This window comes from Microbacterium sp. Z10_103, from assembly GCF_058310455.1.
In genome coordinates this window covers 435,933-449,769 of record NZ_JBZEGK010000001.1, presented here as the reverse complement: position 1 = coordinate 449,769, position 13,837 = coordinate 435,933, and the positions used below count along the sequence as shown (strand labels likewise).

Sequence of the window (13,837 nt, the reverse complement as noted above, 5' to 3'; positions counted from 1 at the left end):
ACAACGAAGGAGACACCCATGCTGGATGACGAGACACTCGCCGCCATCGCCGCGGAGCTGGCCGAGGCCGACCGCACGCACGGGGTGATTCCGCGCATCACCGCGCGGTACCCGGATGCTGCCGTCGAGGACGCGTACGCGATTCAGCGCCTCTGGCGCGACGCGCGCATCGCCGACGGACGGCGTCTGGTCGGCCGCAAGATCGGGCTGACGTCGAAGGTGATGCAGGCCGCGACCGGCATCACCGAGCCCGACTACGGCGTCATGTTCGACGACACCGTGTGGGACAACGGCGCCGTGATCCCGCACGCGGACTTCTCGAACGTCCGCATCGAGGTGGAGCTGGCCTTCGTGCTCGCCGAGCCGCTCGAGGGTCCGAACTGCACACTCTTTGACGTGCTGCGCGCCACCGAGTATGTCGTCCCCGCCCTCGAGGTGCTCAACTCGCACATCGAGCTCGAAGGGCGCACGATCGTGGACACCATCTCCGACAACGCCGCATACGGCGGGATGGTTCTCGGGGGCAACCCCACGGCGCCGGATGCCATCGACCTGCGGTGGGTCTCGGCGCTCCTGTACCGCAACGAGACGATCGAGGAGTCCGGGGTCGCCGCGGCGGTGCTGAACCACCCGGCCGCCGGGGTCGCGTGGCTCGCGAACAAGCTCGCCCAGCACGGCGACCGGCTCGAAGCCGGGGAGATCATCCTCGCCGGCTCGTTCACGCGTCCGATGTGGGTGCACCCGGGCGACACCGTCCTGGCCGACTACGGACCCATGGGGACGATCGCATGCCGCTTCATCTGACCCCGACCTTCCGCGACCGCCTGGGCGCAGCATCCCGTCCCCTTGCGGGGATGTGGGTGTGCTCGGGCAGCCCGCTGGTCGCCGAGATCTGCGCCGGGGCCGGGCTCGACTGGCTGCTCATCGACATGGAGCACTCCCCCAATGGCCTGGAGAGCGTGCTCGCGCAGCTGCAGGCGGTGGCGGCTTACCCGTCCACGCCCGTCGTGCGGGTGCCGATCGGCGACGTCGTGACGCTCAAGCAGGTGCTCGACGTCGGCGCGCAGAACATCCTCGTTCCGATGGTGTCCTCGGGCGAGCAGGCCCGCGAGCTCGTCTCGGCGGTGCGTTATCCCCCGCGGGGCGTGCGCGGGGTGGGATCGGCACTGGCCCGATCGGGCCGCTGGAACCGGATCGACGATTACCTCGCCGACGGCGATTCCCACGTCTCGCTGTTCGTCCAGGTCGAGAACGTCGAGGGCGTGGATGCGGCGGGCGACATCGCCGCGGTGGACGGCATCGACGGCGTGTTCGTCGGACCCAGCGACCTCGCCGCATCCCTGGGGCTCCTCGGGCAGCAGACCCACCCCGCGGTCGTCGCGGCGGTGCAGCGGGCGTTCGACGCGGTGCGCGCGGCGGGCAAGCCGGTGGGCGTCAACGCGTTCGACCCGGCTGCCGCCCAGGCGTACCTGGATGCCGGCGCCGCGTTCGTGCTCGTCGGCGCCGACGTCGCGCTGCTCGCCCGCGGGTCGGAAGCGCTCGCCGCGCGCTGGGTGCCGGCATCCGAGACGGGGCGTCGCGCGTCGTACTGACCCGCGCGCGGCCCGGGCGGGTCGCCGGATGTGCGACGCTGGCTGCATGCAGCGGAATGTGGCGAGCACCATCCTCCTGGACGTGACCGAACCGGCCGACCTCGTGTTCGCCATCGCGGTGTCGGCGGCCTACCCCTCCGTCACCGAAGAGCTCCTGGTGTCGCTGGACGGTGCAGCAGTGGAGGCGGAAGAGCTCCCCGACGCGCACGGAACCCGATTGCACCGCGTCCGCTGCGGCACCGGACGTCTCGAGGTGTCCTACACCGCCACCGTTGACGATTCCGCCGACGACCTCCCGACTTCGCCGACCGATCTGCTCGTGTACACGCGCCCGAGCCGGTACGCCGAGTCCGACGCCCTGGGCCCGACGGCCTGGGCGGAGTTCTCCGGGATCTCCGACACCGGCGACCTCCTCGCGGCCGTGTCGTCCTGGGTCGGTACCGAGCTCGCGTACGTCTCCGGGGCGAGCATGCCGACCGACGGCGCGGTGCAGACGCTGCTGAACCGGCGGGGCGTGTGCCGGGACTTCGCCCACCTGTGCGTCGCTCTGCTGCGCGCACGCAACGTGCCGGCGCGCGTCGTGTCGGTGTACGCCCCGGGGCTCGCGCCGATGGACTTCCACGCGGTCGCCGAGGCGTGGGTCGACGACGCGTGGCGGGTGGTGGATGCGACGACCCTGGCGCCGCGCGCCTCGCTGGTGCGCATCGCCACCGGACGCGATGCGTCGGACACGGCGTTCCTGACGGTCCTCGGCGGCCGCGCGACGTTCGAACGCCTGACCGTGACCGCGGTGGTCGATTCCCTGCCGGACGACGACGTGACGCAGCTCGTGCAGCTGACGTGACGGGTCGGCTGGCCGCATCCTGTGTCAGGCTGGACGCATGAGGGCCTGGATCATCCGCTTCGCTTCGCTGTACGTCTTCGACGTCGTCGTTCTGCTCCTGATCGGCGCGCTCGTCCCGGGCGTGCGCGTCGGCTGGTCGGCGCTGTGGGCGGGCGTGGTGCTCGCCGCCGCCACGATCTGGTTGAAGCCGGTGATCCACCGGTGGTTCCGCTCCATGGCGGCTCGCTCCGCCGCGCAGCGCTCGTGGCTGGCGGAGAAGGGCGTGCAGTACCTGGTCGTTCTCGCCGTCGCCGCGATCATCTGGGTTCTCCTCGTGATCTTCACGGGCGTGAACGTGCGAGGCTTCGTGTTCGGATGGTTCGTCCCACCCCTGATGCTGCTGATCGCGTGGGCCATCTACGACCTCATCGACGACCGCATCGAGGCCCGCACCGGGGCGCTGTACGACCGCGCGACCGCCGGGCGCCGGGCGACGGGTGGGGGCGCCGGCGGTTCCGCGTCGTCTCTTCCGTCGACCCTCGGCGGCTCCGCCGCATCCGCTCCCGGTCGCCCCTCGGCGGCGACGCCTCGGCCGCACGGCGACGACGGCCTGACCGACGAACAGCGCCGGATGCTCGACGGCCTGTGACCGCGGCGGGTCTTGCGCCCCGACCCTTCGTCTCGCTCGCTCGCTCAGAGTCCGGGGGCGCGCTGGCCGTTCAGGCCCCGGCCCGCGGACACGCAGCGAGCGACACCTGTCCGGACACTAAGCGAGCGGCACCTGTCCCGGCCACTGAGCGAGCCGCCACCTGTCCCGGACACTGAGCGAGCGCAGCGAGACGAAGTGTCCCGCCGCACGGCTGTCAGGATGCGGCGCGCTCGGCGGCCTCGACGACGTTCGTCAGCAGCAGCGCCACGGTCATCGGCCCCACCCCGCCGGGGTTCGGCGAGAGCCATCCGGCGACCTCGGCGACGTCCGGCGCGACGTCCCCGTACACACGACTCTTGCCGGTCTCGGGGTCGGTCTCGCGCGTGACCCCGACGTCGAGCACGGCCGCGCCGGGCTTGACGTCTTCGGCCCGGACGATGTGCTTGACACCCGCGGCGGCGACGATGACGTCGGCCTGGCGCAGGTGGTGAGAGAGGTCGGTCGTCCCCGTGTGGGTGAGGGTCACCGTCGCGTTGATCTCGCGCCGAGTGAGGAGAAGCCCGATCGAGCGGCCGATCGTGACGCCGCGCCCGACGACGACGACGTCCTTACCGGCGAGGTCGTAGCCGTTCCGCTGCAGCAGCTCGATGACCCCCCGCGGCGTGCACGGAAGGGGCGTGGTGATCGGGGCGCTGACGTTGAGCACGAGTCGGCCGAGGTTGGTGGGGTGCAGGCCGTCGGCATCCTTCGCCGGGTCGATCCGCTCGAGGATCGCGTCGGTGTCGAGGTGCTTGGGCAACGGCAGTTGCACGATGTAGCCGTGGCACGCGGGATCGGCGTTGAGGGCGTCGATCGCGGCCTCCACGTCGGCCTGCGTCGACTCGGCGGGGAGCTCCACCTGGATGGAGTTCATGCCGATCGCCTCGGAGTCGCGGTGCTTCATCCCCACGTACAGCTGCGACGCCGGGTCGGCGCCGACGAGCACCGTCGCAATGCCCGGGGTGATCCCGCGCTCCTTGAGCGCCGCGACGCGCTCGGCGAGCTCCGCCTTGATCTCTGCCGCCGCGGCCTTCCCATCGAGCCTGATCGCCGTCATCCGTCTCTCCTTCCGTCCATCCCGCGAAACTGCATCTCCGCCACGAGACTCCCGCCGATGGATGCAGTGTCGTGGCGGAGATGCTGTCTCGCTGGTCGGGTTACTGCTGCAAGCCGGGGTACAGGGGGAACGCGGCGGTCAGGGCCGAGACCCGTAGGCGCAGCGCCTCGAGGTCGGCGCCGGGCTGCAGCGCCAGCGCGATCACATCGGCCACCTCGGTGAACTCGGCGTCGCCGAATCCCCGGGTCGCGAGCGCCGGCGTGCCGATGCGCAGGCCCGAGGTCACCATGGGCGGGCGCGGGTCGTTGGGCACCGCGTTGCGGTTGACGGTGATGTGGATCTCGTGCAGCAGATCCTCGGCCTGCTTTCCGTCGATGGCTGCGTCCCTCAGGTCGACGAGAACGAGGTGCACGTCGGTGCCGCCCGAGCGCACCGCGATACCGGCGGCGGCCACATCCGGCTGCGTCAGGCGCTCCGCGATCATCGCGGCGCCGCGGAGGGTGCGCTCCTGGCGCTCACGGAACTCCTTCGTCGCGGCGAGCTTGAACGCGGTCGCCTTCGCGGCGATCACGTGCATGAGCGGCCCGCCCTGCTGCCCCGGGAAGACAGCGGAGTTGATCTTCTTCGCGATGTCGGCGTCGTTGGTGAGGATGAAGCCGGAGCGCGGCCCGCCGATCGTCTTGTGCACGGTGGACGACACCACGTGCGCGTACGGCACCGGGTTCGGATGCAGCCCTGCCGCGACGAGCCCGGCGAAGTGCGCCATATCGACCCACAGCAGGGCTCCGACCTCGTCGGCGATCTCGCGGAACCGGGCGAAGTCGAGCTGGCGGGGGTAGGCCGACCAGCCCGCGATGATCACCTTGGGCTGGTGCTCCACGGCGAGGCGATGCACCTCGTCCATGTCGATGATGGATGTCTGCGGATCGACGCCGTACGCCACGATGTTGTACAGCCGGCCGGAGAAGTTGATCTTCATGCCGTGCGTGAGGTGACCACCCTGGTCGAGCGAGAGCCCGAGGAGCGTGTCGCCCGGGCGCGCGATCGCGTGGAGCACGGCGGCGTTGGCGGTGGCACCCGAGTGCGGCTGGACGTTGGCGAACTCGGCACCGAACAGCGACTTGGCGCGCGCGATCGCGAGCTCCTCGGCGACGTCGACCTCTTCGCACCCGCCGTAATAGCGGCGTCCAGGGTAGCCCTCGGCGTACTTGTTGGTCAGCACGGAGCCCTGCGACTGCAGCACCGACACCGGAACGAAGTTCTCGGATGCGATCATCTCGAGATATCCGCGCTGACGCTCGAGCTCGCGCTCCAGCACCTGGGCGATCTCAGGGTCGACCTCGGCGAGCGGGGCGTTGAAATACTGGTCGGACACGGCGATCTCCTCGGACGTCGGCAGAATATCTGCGGTTGTTGGGCAGCACGCGTGGCGGGCTGACGGAACACCTACATCGGCCCAGGCGTGCGGTCGAATGCCGTCGTACGGTCGCTCCCCGGTGGTGGCCCACCTCAACGCCAGTCGCGACGTGTCCACCCTAGCGGGTCGGCGATAAGGTGAGGCAACGTCGCTGTTTGCAAGGCGTCCTGACAGAGCGTCCGGCTGCGGCTCGTCCCTCCTCGGGCCACCCAGGCCGCCAGGAAGGAGCATCCGTGCCCACACCCCCACTGGTGCCGTTCCCCCTGTCCGTCCGCGAGCGTCCCGATGCCGAGCCGTTCGTCCTCGCGGGTGCCGGCATCGCGGGCGACACCGACGCGTCCGCCGAACTCGCAGCGCTCCTCCGTGCGCGCACAGGCGCCGAACCCGCCCCGGCGCCCGATGGGTCGATCCGGCTCCGCATCGCTGCGGGCGGGGCCGCAGAGTCGTACACGCTCACCGTCGACGGGGCATCCATCGTGCTCACCGGCGCGGATGCTGCGGGACTCTTCTACGGCGTGCAGACACTGGCGCAGCTCATCCAGCAGCGCGGGGATTCCTGGATCGTGCCGGCGATGCAGATCGAGGATGCGCCGCGATTCGCCTATCGCGGGATGATGCTCGACGTGGCGCGGCACTTCTTCGGCGTGGACGACGTGAAGGCGCTCATCGACCGCGCGTCGGCGCTCAAGTGCAACCACCTGCACCTGCACCTCACGGACGATCAGGGCTGGCGTCTGCAGCTGCGCTCACGCCCCGAGCTCACGGCCCGCGCGTCCGGCACCGCGGTGGGTGGGGATGCCGGCGGCTTCTACACGCGGGAGGATTACGCGGAGATCGTCTCGTACGCGGCATCCCGGCACATGACGGTGGTGCCGGAGGTCGACATTCCCGGTCACACGCACGCCGTGGGCCTGGCCTATCCCGAGCTCGCCGCGGATCCGGTCATCACCGACCAGGTTCGCACCACCGCAGCGGAGTTCGGTGGCGGACTCCCCGAGACCGGCCGCCCGTACACCGGGATCGCTGTGGGTTTCTCATCGCTGCGCATCGACGACGAGCGCACGTACGAGTTCCTCGCCGACGTGCTGGGCGAGCTCGCCGGGATGACGCCCGGCCCGTACCTCCACCTCGGCGGTGACGAGGCCCTGGGGACGAGCGCCGAGGACTACGCCACGATCATCACCCGCGCGGTGGGCATCGTCGCGGCCGCCGGCAAGCGGCCGATCGCCTGGCATGAGGCCAGCACCGTCCCCGACCTGCCGGCCGATGTGGTCGCACAGTACTGGGGATACGTGGCGCCCGACCGACCCGTCACGACCGGTTCAGCCGACTCGGTCATCCTCTCCCCCGCCGACGCGGTGTACCTCGATATGAAGCCCGAGGCGGGGTTCCCCCTGGGCCTCACGTGGGCGAACGGCCCCACGAGCGTCGAGCGTGCCTATTCCTGGGAGCCGGACGGCCTCCTTCCGGGCGTGGATGCCGAGCACATCCTGGGCGTGGAGGCACCGCTGTGGACCGAGACGGTGCGCACGCTCGCCGACATCGACGCGCTCGCCTTCCCCCGCCTGGCCGCGGCCGCAGAGATCGCATGGTCGCCCGCCGCCGGCGCGAGCGCCGAACGCACCTGGGGCTCCTTCCGCGAGCGCGTCGGCGGGCTCGGCGCCCTGTGGACGGCGCTCGGTGTGGGCTTCACCCGCTCGCCCGAAATCCCCTGGCGCGCGTCGTGAGCCTCGTTGTGCACTCCGCACGCCTCATCGACGACGGCGTGGCGACGGATGCGGCGTGGGTGCGTTTTGCGGACGGCCGGGTCGTCGCATCCGGGGTCGGCGACACCTGGCGCGACCTCGCCGTCGGCGACGACGTCGTCGACGCTCGTGCGCTCGCGGGCCACGCCGCGGTGCTCTCCCCCGGGTTCGTCGACATCCACGGCCACGGCGGCGGCGGATACGCCTTCGACGATGGAGCCGATGCGATCCGCGCTGCCCGCGCCGTCCACCGGCGGCACGGCACCACCAGCGCCGTGATCTCCCTCGTCACCGCCCCTCTGGACGCACTCGCCCGGAGGGCGGCGGTCGTCGCGGAGTTGACCCGCACCGACTCCGACATCCTCGGCTCGCACCTCGAGGGACCCTTCCTCGACCCGGGACATCGGGGTGCACACGACCCCACCGCGCTGGTCTGGCCGGTCGCCGTGGAATCGCTGCTCGAGGCCGGCGCCGGAACCATCCGCCAGGTGACGCTCGCCCCCGAACTGCCGGGCGCCTTCGAGGGCATCCGGGCGCTCACGGCGGCGGGCTCGACCGCGGCGGTCGGTCACACCGGGGCGGATGCGGCCTTGGCGGCAGCCGCTTTCGACGCCGGCGCCCGCATCCTCACCCACGCCTTCAACGGGATGCCGGGGCTTCACCACCGAGCGCCCGGGCCGGTCGGGGCGGCGCTCGCCGACGAACGGGTCGTTCTCGAGCTGATCGCCGACGGCGTGCACCTGCACCCCGACATCGTGCGGATCGCGTTCGCGGCCGCCCCGGGTCGCATCGCGCTCGTCACCGACGCGATGTCGGCCACCGACGCCGGCGACGGGCGGTATTCGCTGGGCGGTCTCGACGTCATCGTCGCGGACGGCGTGGCGCGCTTGGCCGACGGCGGCTCGATCGCGGGGTCGACGCTCACCCAGGATGAGGCCGTCCGGATCGCCGTGGCGGCGGGCGTCGACGTGCGGGAGGCGCTCCGCGCCGTTACCGCCACACCGGCGCGGGCGATCGGGCTCGCCGGAGAGGTCGGCCACCTCCGCGAGGGCAGCCGCGCCGATGCCGTGCTGCTCGACGCCGATCTCCGCGTCCGGGCGGTGTGGGCCGGCGGGGCACCCGTGCGTTGAGGGGCTGCGTCGGCGGGTCGGGCGGTGCGTTCGCCGGGGCAGGAGCTGCCCGGCGGCCGGTCGTAGACTGGAAATCATGACCGATACCCCTCGCGTGCGCGCGGAAGCACCGCCGGCACCCGGGACCCGCCCCGCCCTGTCGGTCGTCGATGTCGTTTCCGTGCTGTGCGGCGTGCTCGCTTTCGGAACTCTCGCCCTGTGGGGTTTCACGGCGTGGGCGTTCCCCTGGAACATCGTCTTCGGCATCGGCGCGCCGGTCGTGGCGGTGTTGGTGTGGGCTCTGTTCGTCTCCCCCCGCGCCGTTCTCGCCGTGCACCCGTTCGTCCGCGCCGTCGTCGAGCTGCTCGTGTACCTGTCGGCGACCATCGCGTGGTGGAGCATGGGCCAGCCGTGGATCGGCCTCGGCTACGCCGTCGTCGCTGTCGCCTTCGGCCTCGTGGTCGGTCGGCGGCGCCTCGGATGACCGCCGACGTCGTCGCGCGGCTCGTCGACGCCCTCGGTGAGCGCGTGGACGTCTCTTCCGAAGCCCGCAACGCCGCGCGCGCGGACAAGTCCGGTCACACCGCCGAAGGAATGCCGCTCGCCGTCGTGCACGCCCAGTCCGTCGCCGACGTGCAGGCTGTCATGCGCATCGCGTCCGAGACCGGCACACCGGTCGTACCCCGCGGCGCCGGAACGGGCCTGGCCGGAGCCGCCAACACCGGGGCGGGCGAGATCTCGCTGTCGCTGCGGCGCATGGACCGCATCCTCGAGGTGCGCCGTGACGATCTGCTCGCCGTCGTGGAACCCGGCATCCTCAACGGCGACCTCAACGCGGTGCTGGCCGAAGAGGGGCTCTGGTGGGCGCCCGACCCCGCCAGCCGGGCGATCTCGACCGTGGGCGGCAACATCGCCACCGGCGCCGGCGGCCTGCTGTGTGCCAAGTACGGTGTGGTGCGCGATGCGGTTCTCGGCCTCGACCTCGTGCTCGCCGACGGACGTCTCCTGCACCTCGGGCATCGCAGCGTCAAGGGCGTCACGGGCCTTGACCTCACCTCGCTGGTGATCGGGTCGGAGGGCGTCCTCGGCGTCGTCGTGGCCGCCACCCTCAAGCTCCGCCGGCTCGTCCCCGGGGAGGTGCAGACGCTGTCGGCGACCTTCCCCGACGTGCGGGCCGCTGCCGTCGCATCCGCCGCCGTGACCGCGTCCGGAGTACAGCCGGCGATCATGGAACTGATGGATGCGGCGAGCCTCGCCCGCACGCACGCCTACCTCGGTCTCCCCGCACCGGCCGTCGGTGCCGCACAGTTGCTGATCCAGACCGACGGTCCTGCGGCGGCAGCGGAGGCCGACGCCATCGCGGCCGTCCTCGCCTCCGTCGGCGGGACCGTCGTGATCGCGGCGGACACCGCCGAAGCCGAGCACCTGCTGTCCGTGCGCCGGTCGATGCATCCCGCCTGGGAAGCGGCCGGCACGACGCTCATCGAGGACGTGTCGGTTCCCCGGAGCGCGCTGCCCGCCATGTTCGACGCCATCGCCGACATCGAGCAGCGCTTCGGCCTCGCGATCCCGACGGTCGCCCACGCGGGCGACGGCAACCTGCATCCGAACTTCGTCTTCCCCGGACCCGACGTGCCGGACGAGATCTGGGTAGCGGCGGGCGAACTCTTCCAAGCCGCCCTCGCCCTCGGTGGGACGCTGACCGGCGAGCACGGAGTGGGCATCCTCAAGCGTCGCTGGCTCGCCGACGAGCTGGGGGACGACCAGTGGCAGCTGCAGCGGCAGATCGCCCGGGTGTTCGACCCCGCCGGCATCCTCAATCCCGGCAAGGTCTTCGCTCCCGCCCTGTAGCCCGTCGCTCTTAGCCCGGTCGCCGTGATGGGTCGCTGTAGCGGGTCGCTGTGGCTGGTCGCTGTAGCGGGTGGCCCCTAGCGGGAGCGGGTCGCGGAAGCCGTTGCAGCACGGGAGGCGTGCACCTCAGGAGGAGAAGTGCACTCCGGAGGGCCAAAACCCTTACATCCACCCTCCCCAACGCACATCTCCTCCCCAACGGCACACCGACGCCCCACCCGCCCAGCCGCCACCGCGACCCCCCTCCACCCGTACACCTCGGGAGGAGAAGTGCACCACGGAGGACCAAAACCCCCACACCCGCCCTCCCCAACGCACATCTCCTCCCCAACGGCACACTCCGGGCCTAGAGGCGCCACGCCTCCACCCACCCGTGCAGCCCGGGAGGAGAAGTGCACTACGGAGGGCCAAAACACCCACATCCACCCTCCCCAACGCACATCTCCTCCCCAACGGCACACTCCGGGCCTAGAGCCGCCACGCCGGTCCACTCCACCCGGGCACCTCGGGAGGAGAAGTGCACTACGGAGGGCCAAAACCCCCACATCCACCCTCCCCAACGCACTTCTCCTCCCCCGCGGCACGCCGACGCCCACCCGCCCGCCCAGCCGCCACCGTCAGACCCGCCCACCCGTTCACCGCGGGAGGAGAAGTGCACTACGGAGGACGAAAACCGCCCCTTCACCGACGGCTCAGCGTCTCCTCCGGCGTCGCGCCGATCAGCGCAGCACCCAGCGCCGCCGCCGGGGAGCCGGCCGGGAGCAGTTCCACGCGTTCCGCCACGCGCAGCGAGCGAAGGAACGGGGATGCCGCGGCGCTGTCAGCGAGCGCAGCATCCACGTCAGCCGTCAGGCGCGGCGCGAGGGCGGTGAGCCCACCGCCCAGGACGACGGTATCCGCGTCGGTCGTGAGGACCAGGATTCGGACCGCCGCGGCGACGCCGCGGGCGAGGCCGGCTCGCAGCATCCCGGCGTGCGGATCTCCGGCGTCGGCGGCGTCGAAGATGTCCTGTACCGGCAGCCGGCCGGGTCTTCCCCACCGCTCGGCCAGCGAGGCGCCGCCGACGAGCGCCTCGATGCATCCGCGCTGCCCGCACCGGCACGGCGGACCCGCGGGGTCGACGGAGATGTGCCCCACCTCCCCGGCGGTCCCGCGCGATCCCCGCCACAGGGAACCGTCGGTCACCAGGCCCGCCGCTATGCCGGTGCCCAGGTTCAGGTACGCCATCGAGCCCGACCCGCCGCGGAGGGCGTACGCGCCGGCGGCGGCGGCTTTCACGTCGTTCTCCGCCCGCACCGGCACGCCGAGGAGGGGTTCGAGTGCGTCGGCGACGTCAAGCCGCTCGATGCCGAGGTTGACCGCGTGCACCACCCGCGATCCACCGGGCTCGACCTGACCGGGCATCCCCACACCGACCGAAGCCAGTCCGCGGCCGTCGACGCCCGGTTGGGCGGCGAGATCTTCCACAGCGGCGAGGATGCTCCGGACCACGGCATCCGGTCCCCACCCCGTGGCCCGGCGCACCCGGGCGAGCACCGAGTCGTCTGCGCCGAGCGCGACCGCGTCGGTCTTCGTCCCGCCCACGTCGAGGCCGACACGGATGCGGGCCGGCGCCGCATCCGCGGGAGAACTGGATGCCATCAGCCTTTGACCGCCCCGGAGACCAGGCCGCTTGTCATTCGGTGCTGCACGATGAGGAAGAATCCCACGACCGGGATGGCCACGAGGGTGGAGCCGGCCATGAGCTCGGCCCAGTTGATTCCCCCGTTGGGGTCGAGGAAGGTCCGCAGCCACACGGGCAGAGTCATCGCCTCGGGGCGGGGGTTGAGAACGAGGGCGAAAATGAACTCGTTCCAGGCCTGGATGAAACCGAACACGCCCGTGGCGACGAGGCCCGGGGCGAGCAGAGGGAAGGTGACGCGCCAGAACGCCTGCGCGCGGCTCAGCCCGTCGATCATCGCGGCCTCCTCGAGTTCCACGGGGATGCCCTGCACGAAGCCACGGAGAGTCCAGATCGTGAACGGCAGCACCGTGGCGACGTAGACCGCCGTCAACCCGGCGATGGTGTTCAGCAGCTGCCACCCGTCCATGAGCCGGAAGATCGAGATGATCATCGCCTCCGCCGGGATCATCTGGATGATCAGGATCGTCACGAGAAACGCTCCGCGAGAGCGGAACCGGAAGCGCGCTACCGCCAGCGCGGCGAGGAACGCGAACACGAGTGCGACGACCACGGTCAGCAAGGTCACGGCAAGGGAGTTGCCGAGGGCGGGGAGGAAGGGGGCGCGATCGGAGCGGAAGATGACGCCGAGGTAGTTCTCGATCGTGGCGTTCTCGGGCCAGAAGTGCAGGTCGCTGCCGCGCACCTGCGAATTCGGCTGCAGCGAGGTGTTCACCATCCAGTACACCGGGAACGCCGAGAAGACGAACACCACGACCGCGGCGATGCCGGCCAGCACCGATCCGGTGCGGCGCCGGGTGCGGCCGTTCACAGCGTGTCCTCCTTCACCGTGCGGCGTACATAGAAGGCCGACAACGCCACGAGCAGCAGCACCACCAGCACCGAGATCGCCCCGCCCGCCCCGAAGTCACCCGAGCCGAGCGAGACCCGGTAGATGTAGACGCCGAGCGTGTTGGTCTGTTCGGCGATACCGCCGATGGACTGCAGCGAGTAGATCTGCGTGAACACCCGGAGATCCCAGATGACCTGCAAGATCGTGACGACCGTGAGGATGGGGCGGAGGTAGGGCATCACGACGAGGAAGAACCGCTTCGCACCTCCCGCACCATCCAGCTGCGCCGCCTCCATCACCTCATCCGGCACCTGGGTGAGGCCCGCGTAGACCGTGAAGGCGACGAACGGCACTGCTCCCCACACGATGATCACGGTCGCGACGAGGAAGAAGCTCTCCGGCGCGAGAAGCCACGAGTGCCCCTCGAAGGGCAGTCCGAACCCGCGACTGAGGATGTGATTGAGAACGCCGTACTGCGTGTCGAAGATCCATCCCCAGACGATCGTCGCCGACAGCGGAGGCATCGCCCACGCGAGCAGCAGCCCGGTCGACACCAGGGTGCGCAGCGCCATCCCCAGTCGCCGCATGAGCAGGGCGATGAGGATGCCGAGGAGCATCGTGAGCACGACGCACACTGCCGCGAACACGACCGAGCGTGAGAGCACCTGCCAGAACTCGGGGTCCGTCAGAACGGCGATGTAGTTACCGAAGGCGATGAACTCCGGCGGCCGCCCGAACACCTGCGCGCGACCGAACTCCTGGAACGACATCACCAGCAGCTGGATCAGCGGCCAGGCCGACAGCAGCGCCAGCACGACCAGAGCCGGCAGCAGAAGCGCATACGGCATGAAGCCGCCACGCCGCCTTCGCCGGCGACCCGATGCGGCCGGCGGGGCGGGCGCGACGAGCCGCTCTCCGTCCACGCCGCTCACAGCCGGCGCGACATCGCTCGGGAGAGGTGTCATGTGATCTCCAGCGGTTCATCCCCCTCCTGCGCGAGACGGAGCGAACGTCGGGTCCGACGCTCGGGCCGTTCTCGAGC

General features: G+C 71.0%; 13 protein-coding genes and 1 riboswitch. Of the genes, 8 read left to right on the top strand and 5 right to left on the bottom strand.

Annotated features, from left to right (window positions below):
- The first annotated feature begins 18 nt into the window (after nt 1-18).
- Genes hpaH through AC4FS2_RS01975 form a run of 4 tightly spaced genes read left to right on the top strand, consistent with a single transcriptional unit; the run spans nt 19 to nt 3,064 of the window.
- Entirely contained in the window at nt 19-804 is a 786-nt protein-coding gene (gene hpaH, locus AC4FS2_RS01990; RefSeq protein WP_491153977.1) for a 2-oxo-hept-4-ene-1,7-dioate hydratase, read from the top strand.
- Nucleotides 789-1,592: an HpcH/HpaI aldolase family protein gene (locus tag AC4FS2_RS01985; protein WP_491153979.1), complete on the top strand. Its 804-nt coding sequence runs from the start codon at nt 789-791 to the stop codon at nt 1,590-1,592. Before hpaH ends, AC4FS2_RS01985 begins: the two co-directional genes overlap by 16 nt.
- 46 nt (nt 1,593-1,638) lie before the next feature.
- Nucleotides 1,639-2,436: a transglutaminase-like domain-containing protein gene (locus tag AC4FS2_RS01980; protein WP_491153981.1), complete on the top strand. Its 798-nt coding sequence runs from the start codon at nt 1,639-1,641 to the stop codon at nt 2,434-2,436.
- Nucleotides 2,437-2,473: 37 nt separating this feature from the next.
- The gene (locus AC4FS2_RS01975) at nt 2,474-3,064 is read left to right on the top strand and encodes a hypothetical protein (RefSeq protein ID WP_491153983.1); all 591 of its coding nucleotides are present in this window, start codon (nt 2,474-2,476) and stop codon (nt 3,062-3,064) included.
- 214 nt (nt 3,065-3,278) lie between these two features.
- Here AC4FS2_RS01975 and AC4FS2_RS01970 read toward each other — a convergent pair whose 3' ends face one another.
- Both AC4FS2_RS01970 and glyA read right to left on the bottom strand, forming a co-directional pair.
- Nucleotides 3,279-4,160: a bifunctional methylenetetrahydrofolate dehydrogenase/methenyltetrahydrofolate cyclohydrolase gene (locus AC4FS2_RS01970; protein ID WP_491153985.1), complete on the bottom strand. Its 882-nt coding sequence runs from the start codon at nt 4,158-4,160 to the stop codon at nt 3,279-3,281.
- A 100-nt stretch (nt 4,161-4,260) separates the two neighbouring features.
- Nucleotides 4,261-5,535, bottom strand: a complete 1,275-nt coding sequence (glyA, locus tag AC4FS2_RS01965) for a serine hydroxymethyltransferase (protein WP_491153987.1) — start codon at nt 5,533-5,535, stop codon at nt 4,261-4,263.
- A 72-nt stretch (nt 5,536-5,607) separates the two neighbouring features.
- Nucleotides 5,608-5,693: riboswitch (ZMP/ZTP riboswitch) on the bottom strand.
- Between the two features lie 117 nt (nt 5,694-5,810).
- Between glyA and AC4FS2_RS01960 the strand changes: the two genes are divergently transcribed.
- The 4 genes from AC4FS2_RS01960 (at nt 5,811) to AC4FS2_RS01945 (ending at nt 10,282) form a co-directional block, all read left to right on the top strand.
- Complete coding sequence (locus AC4FS2_RS01960; protein ID WP_491153989.1) at nt 5,811-7,304, top strand: beta-N-acetylhexosaminidase; 1,494 nt, start codon at nt 5,811-5,813, stop codon at nt 7,302-7,304.
- A gap of 8 nt (nt 7,305-7,312) precedes the next feature.
- On the top strand, nt 7,313-8,452 hold the full coding sequence (gene nagA, locus AC4FS2_RS01955; protein ID WP_491176295.1) for an N-acetylglucosamine-6-phosphate deacetylase: 1,140 nt from the start codon (nt 7,313-7,315) through the stop codon (nt 8,450-8,452).
- Between the two features lie 76 nt (nt 8,453-8,528).
- The gene (locus tag AC4FS2_RS01950; protein WP_491153993.1) at nt 8,529-8,915 is read left to right on the top strand and encodes a YrdB family protein; all 387 of its coding nucleotides are present in this window, start codon (nt 8,529-8,531) and stop codon (nt 8,913-8,915) included.
- Nucleotides 8,912-10,282, top strand: coding sequence for an FAD-binding oxidoreductase (locus AC4FS2_RS01945; protein WP_491153994.1), 1,371 nt, complete (start codon nt 8,912-8,914; stop codon nt 10,280-10,282). Before AC4FS2_RS01950 ends, AC4FS2_RS01945 begins: the two co-directional genes overlap by 4 nt.
- Before the next feature lie 681 nt (nt 10,283-10,963).
- Here the strand turns inward: AC4FS2_RS01945 and AC4FS2_RS01940 are convergent.
- The 3 genes from AC4FS2_RS01940 to AC4FS2_RS01930 are packed head-to-tail and all read right to left on the bottom strand — an operon-like array spanning nt 10,964 to nt 13,760.
- Nucleotides 10,964-11,923 carry an ROK family protein gene (locus AC4FS2_RS01940; RefSeq protein ID WP_491153995.1) on the bottom strand — a complete coding sequence of 320 codons (960 nt, stop codon included), beginning with the start codon at nt 11,921-11,923 and terminating at the stop codon, nt 10,964-10,966.
- Entirely contained in the window at nt 11,923-12,774 is an 852-nt protein-coding gene (locus AC4FS2_RS01935) for a carbohydrate ABC transporter permease (RefSeq protein WP_491153996.1), read from the bottom strand. Before AC4FS2_RS01935 ends, AC4FS2_RS01940 begins: the two co-directional genes overlap by 1 nt.
- Nucleotides 12,771-13,760 carry a carbohydrate ABC transporter permease gene (locus tag AC4FS2_RS01930; RefSeq protein WP_491176294.1) on the bottom strand — a complete coding sequence of 330 codons (990 nt, stop codon included), beginning with the start codon at nt 13,758-13,760 and terminating at the stop codon, nt 12,771-12,773. Before AC4FS2_RS01930 ends, AC4FS2_RS01935 begins: the two co-directional genes overlap by 4 nt.
- Nucleotides 13,761-13,837 lie beyond the last annotated feature (77 nt).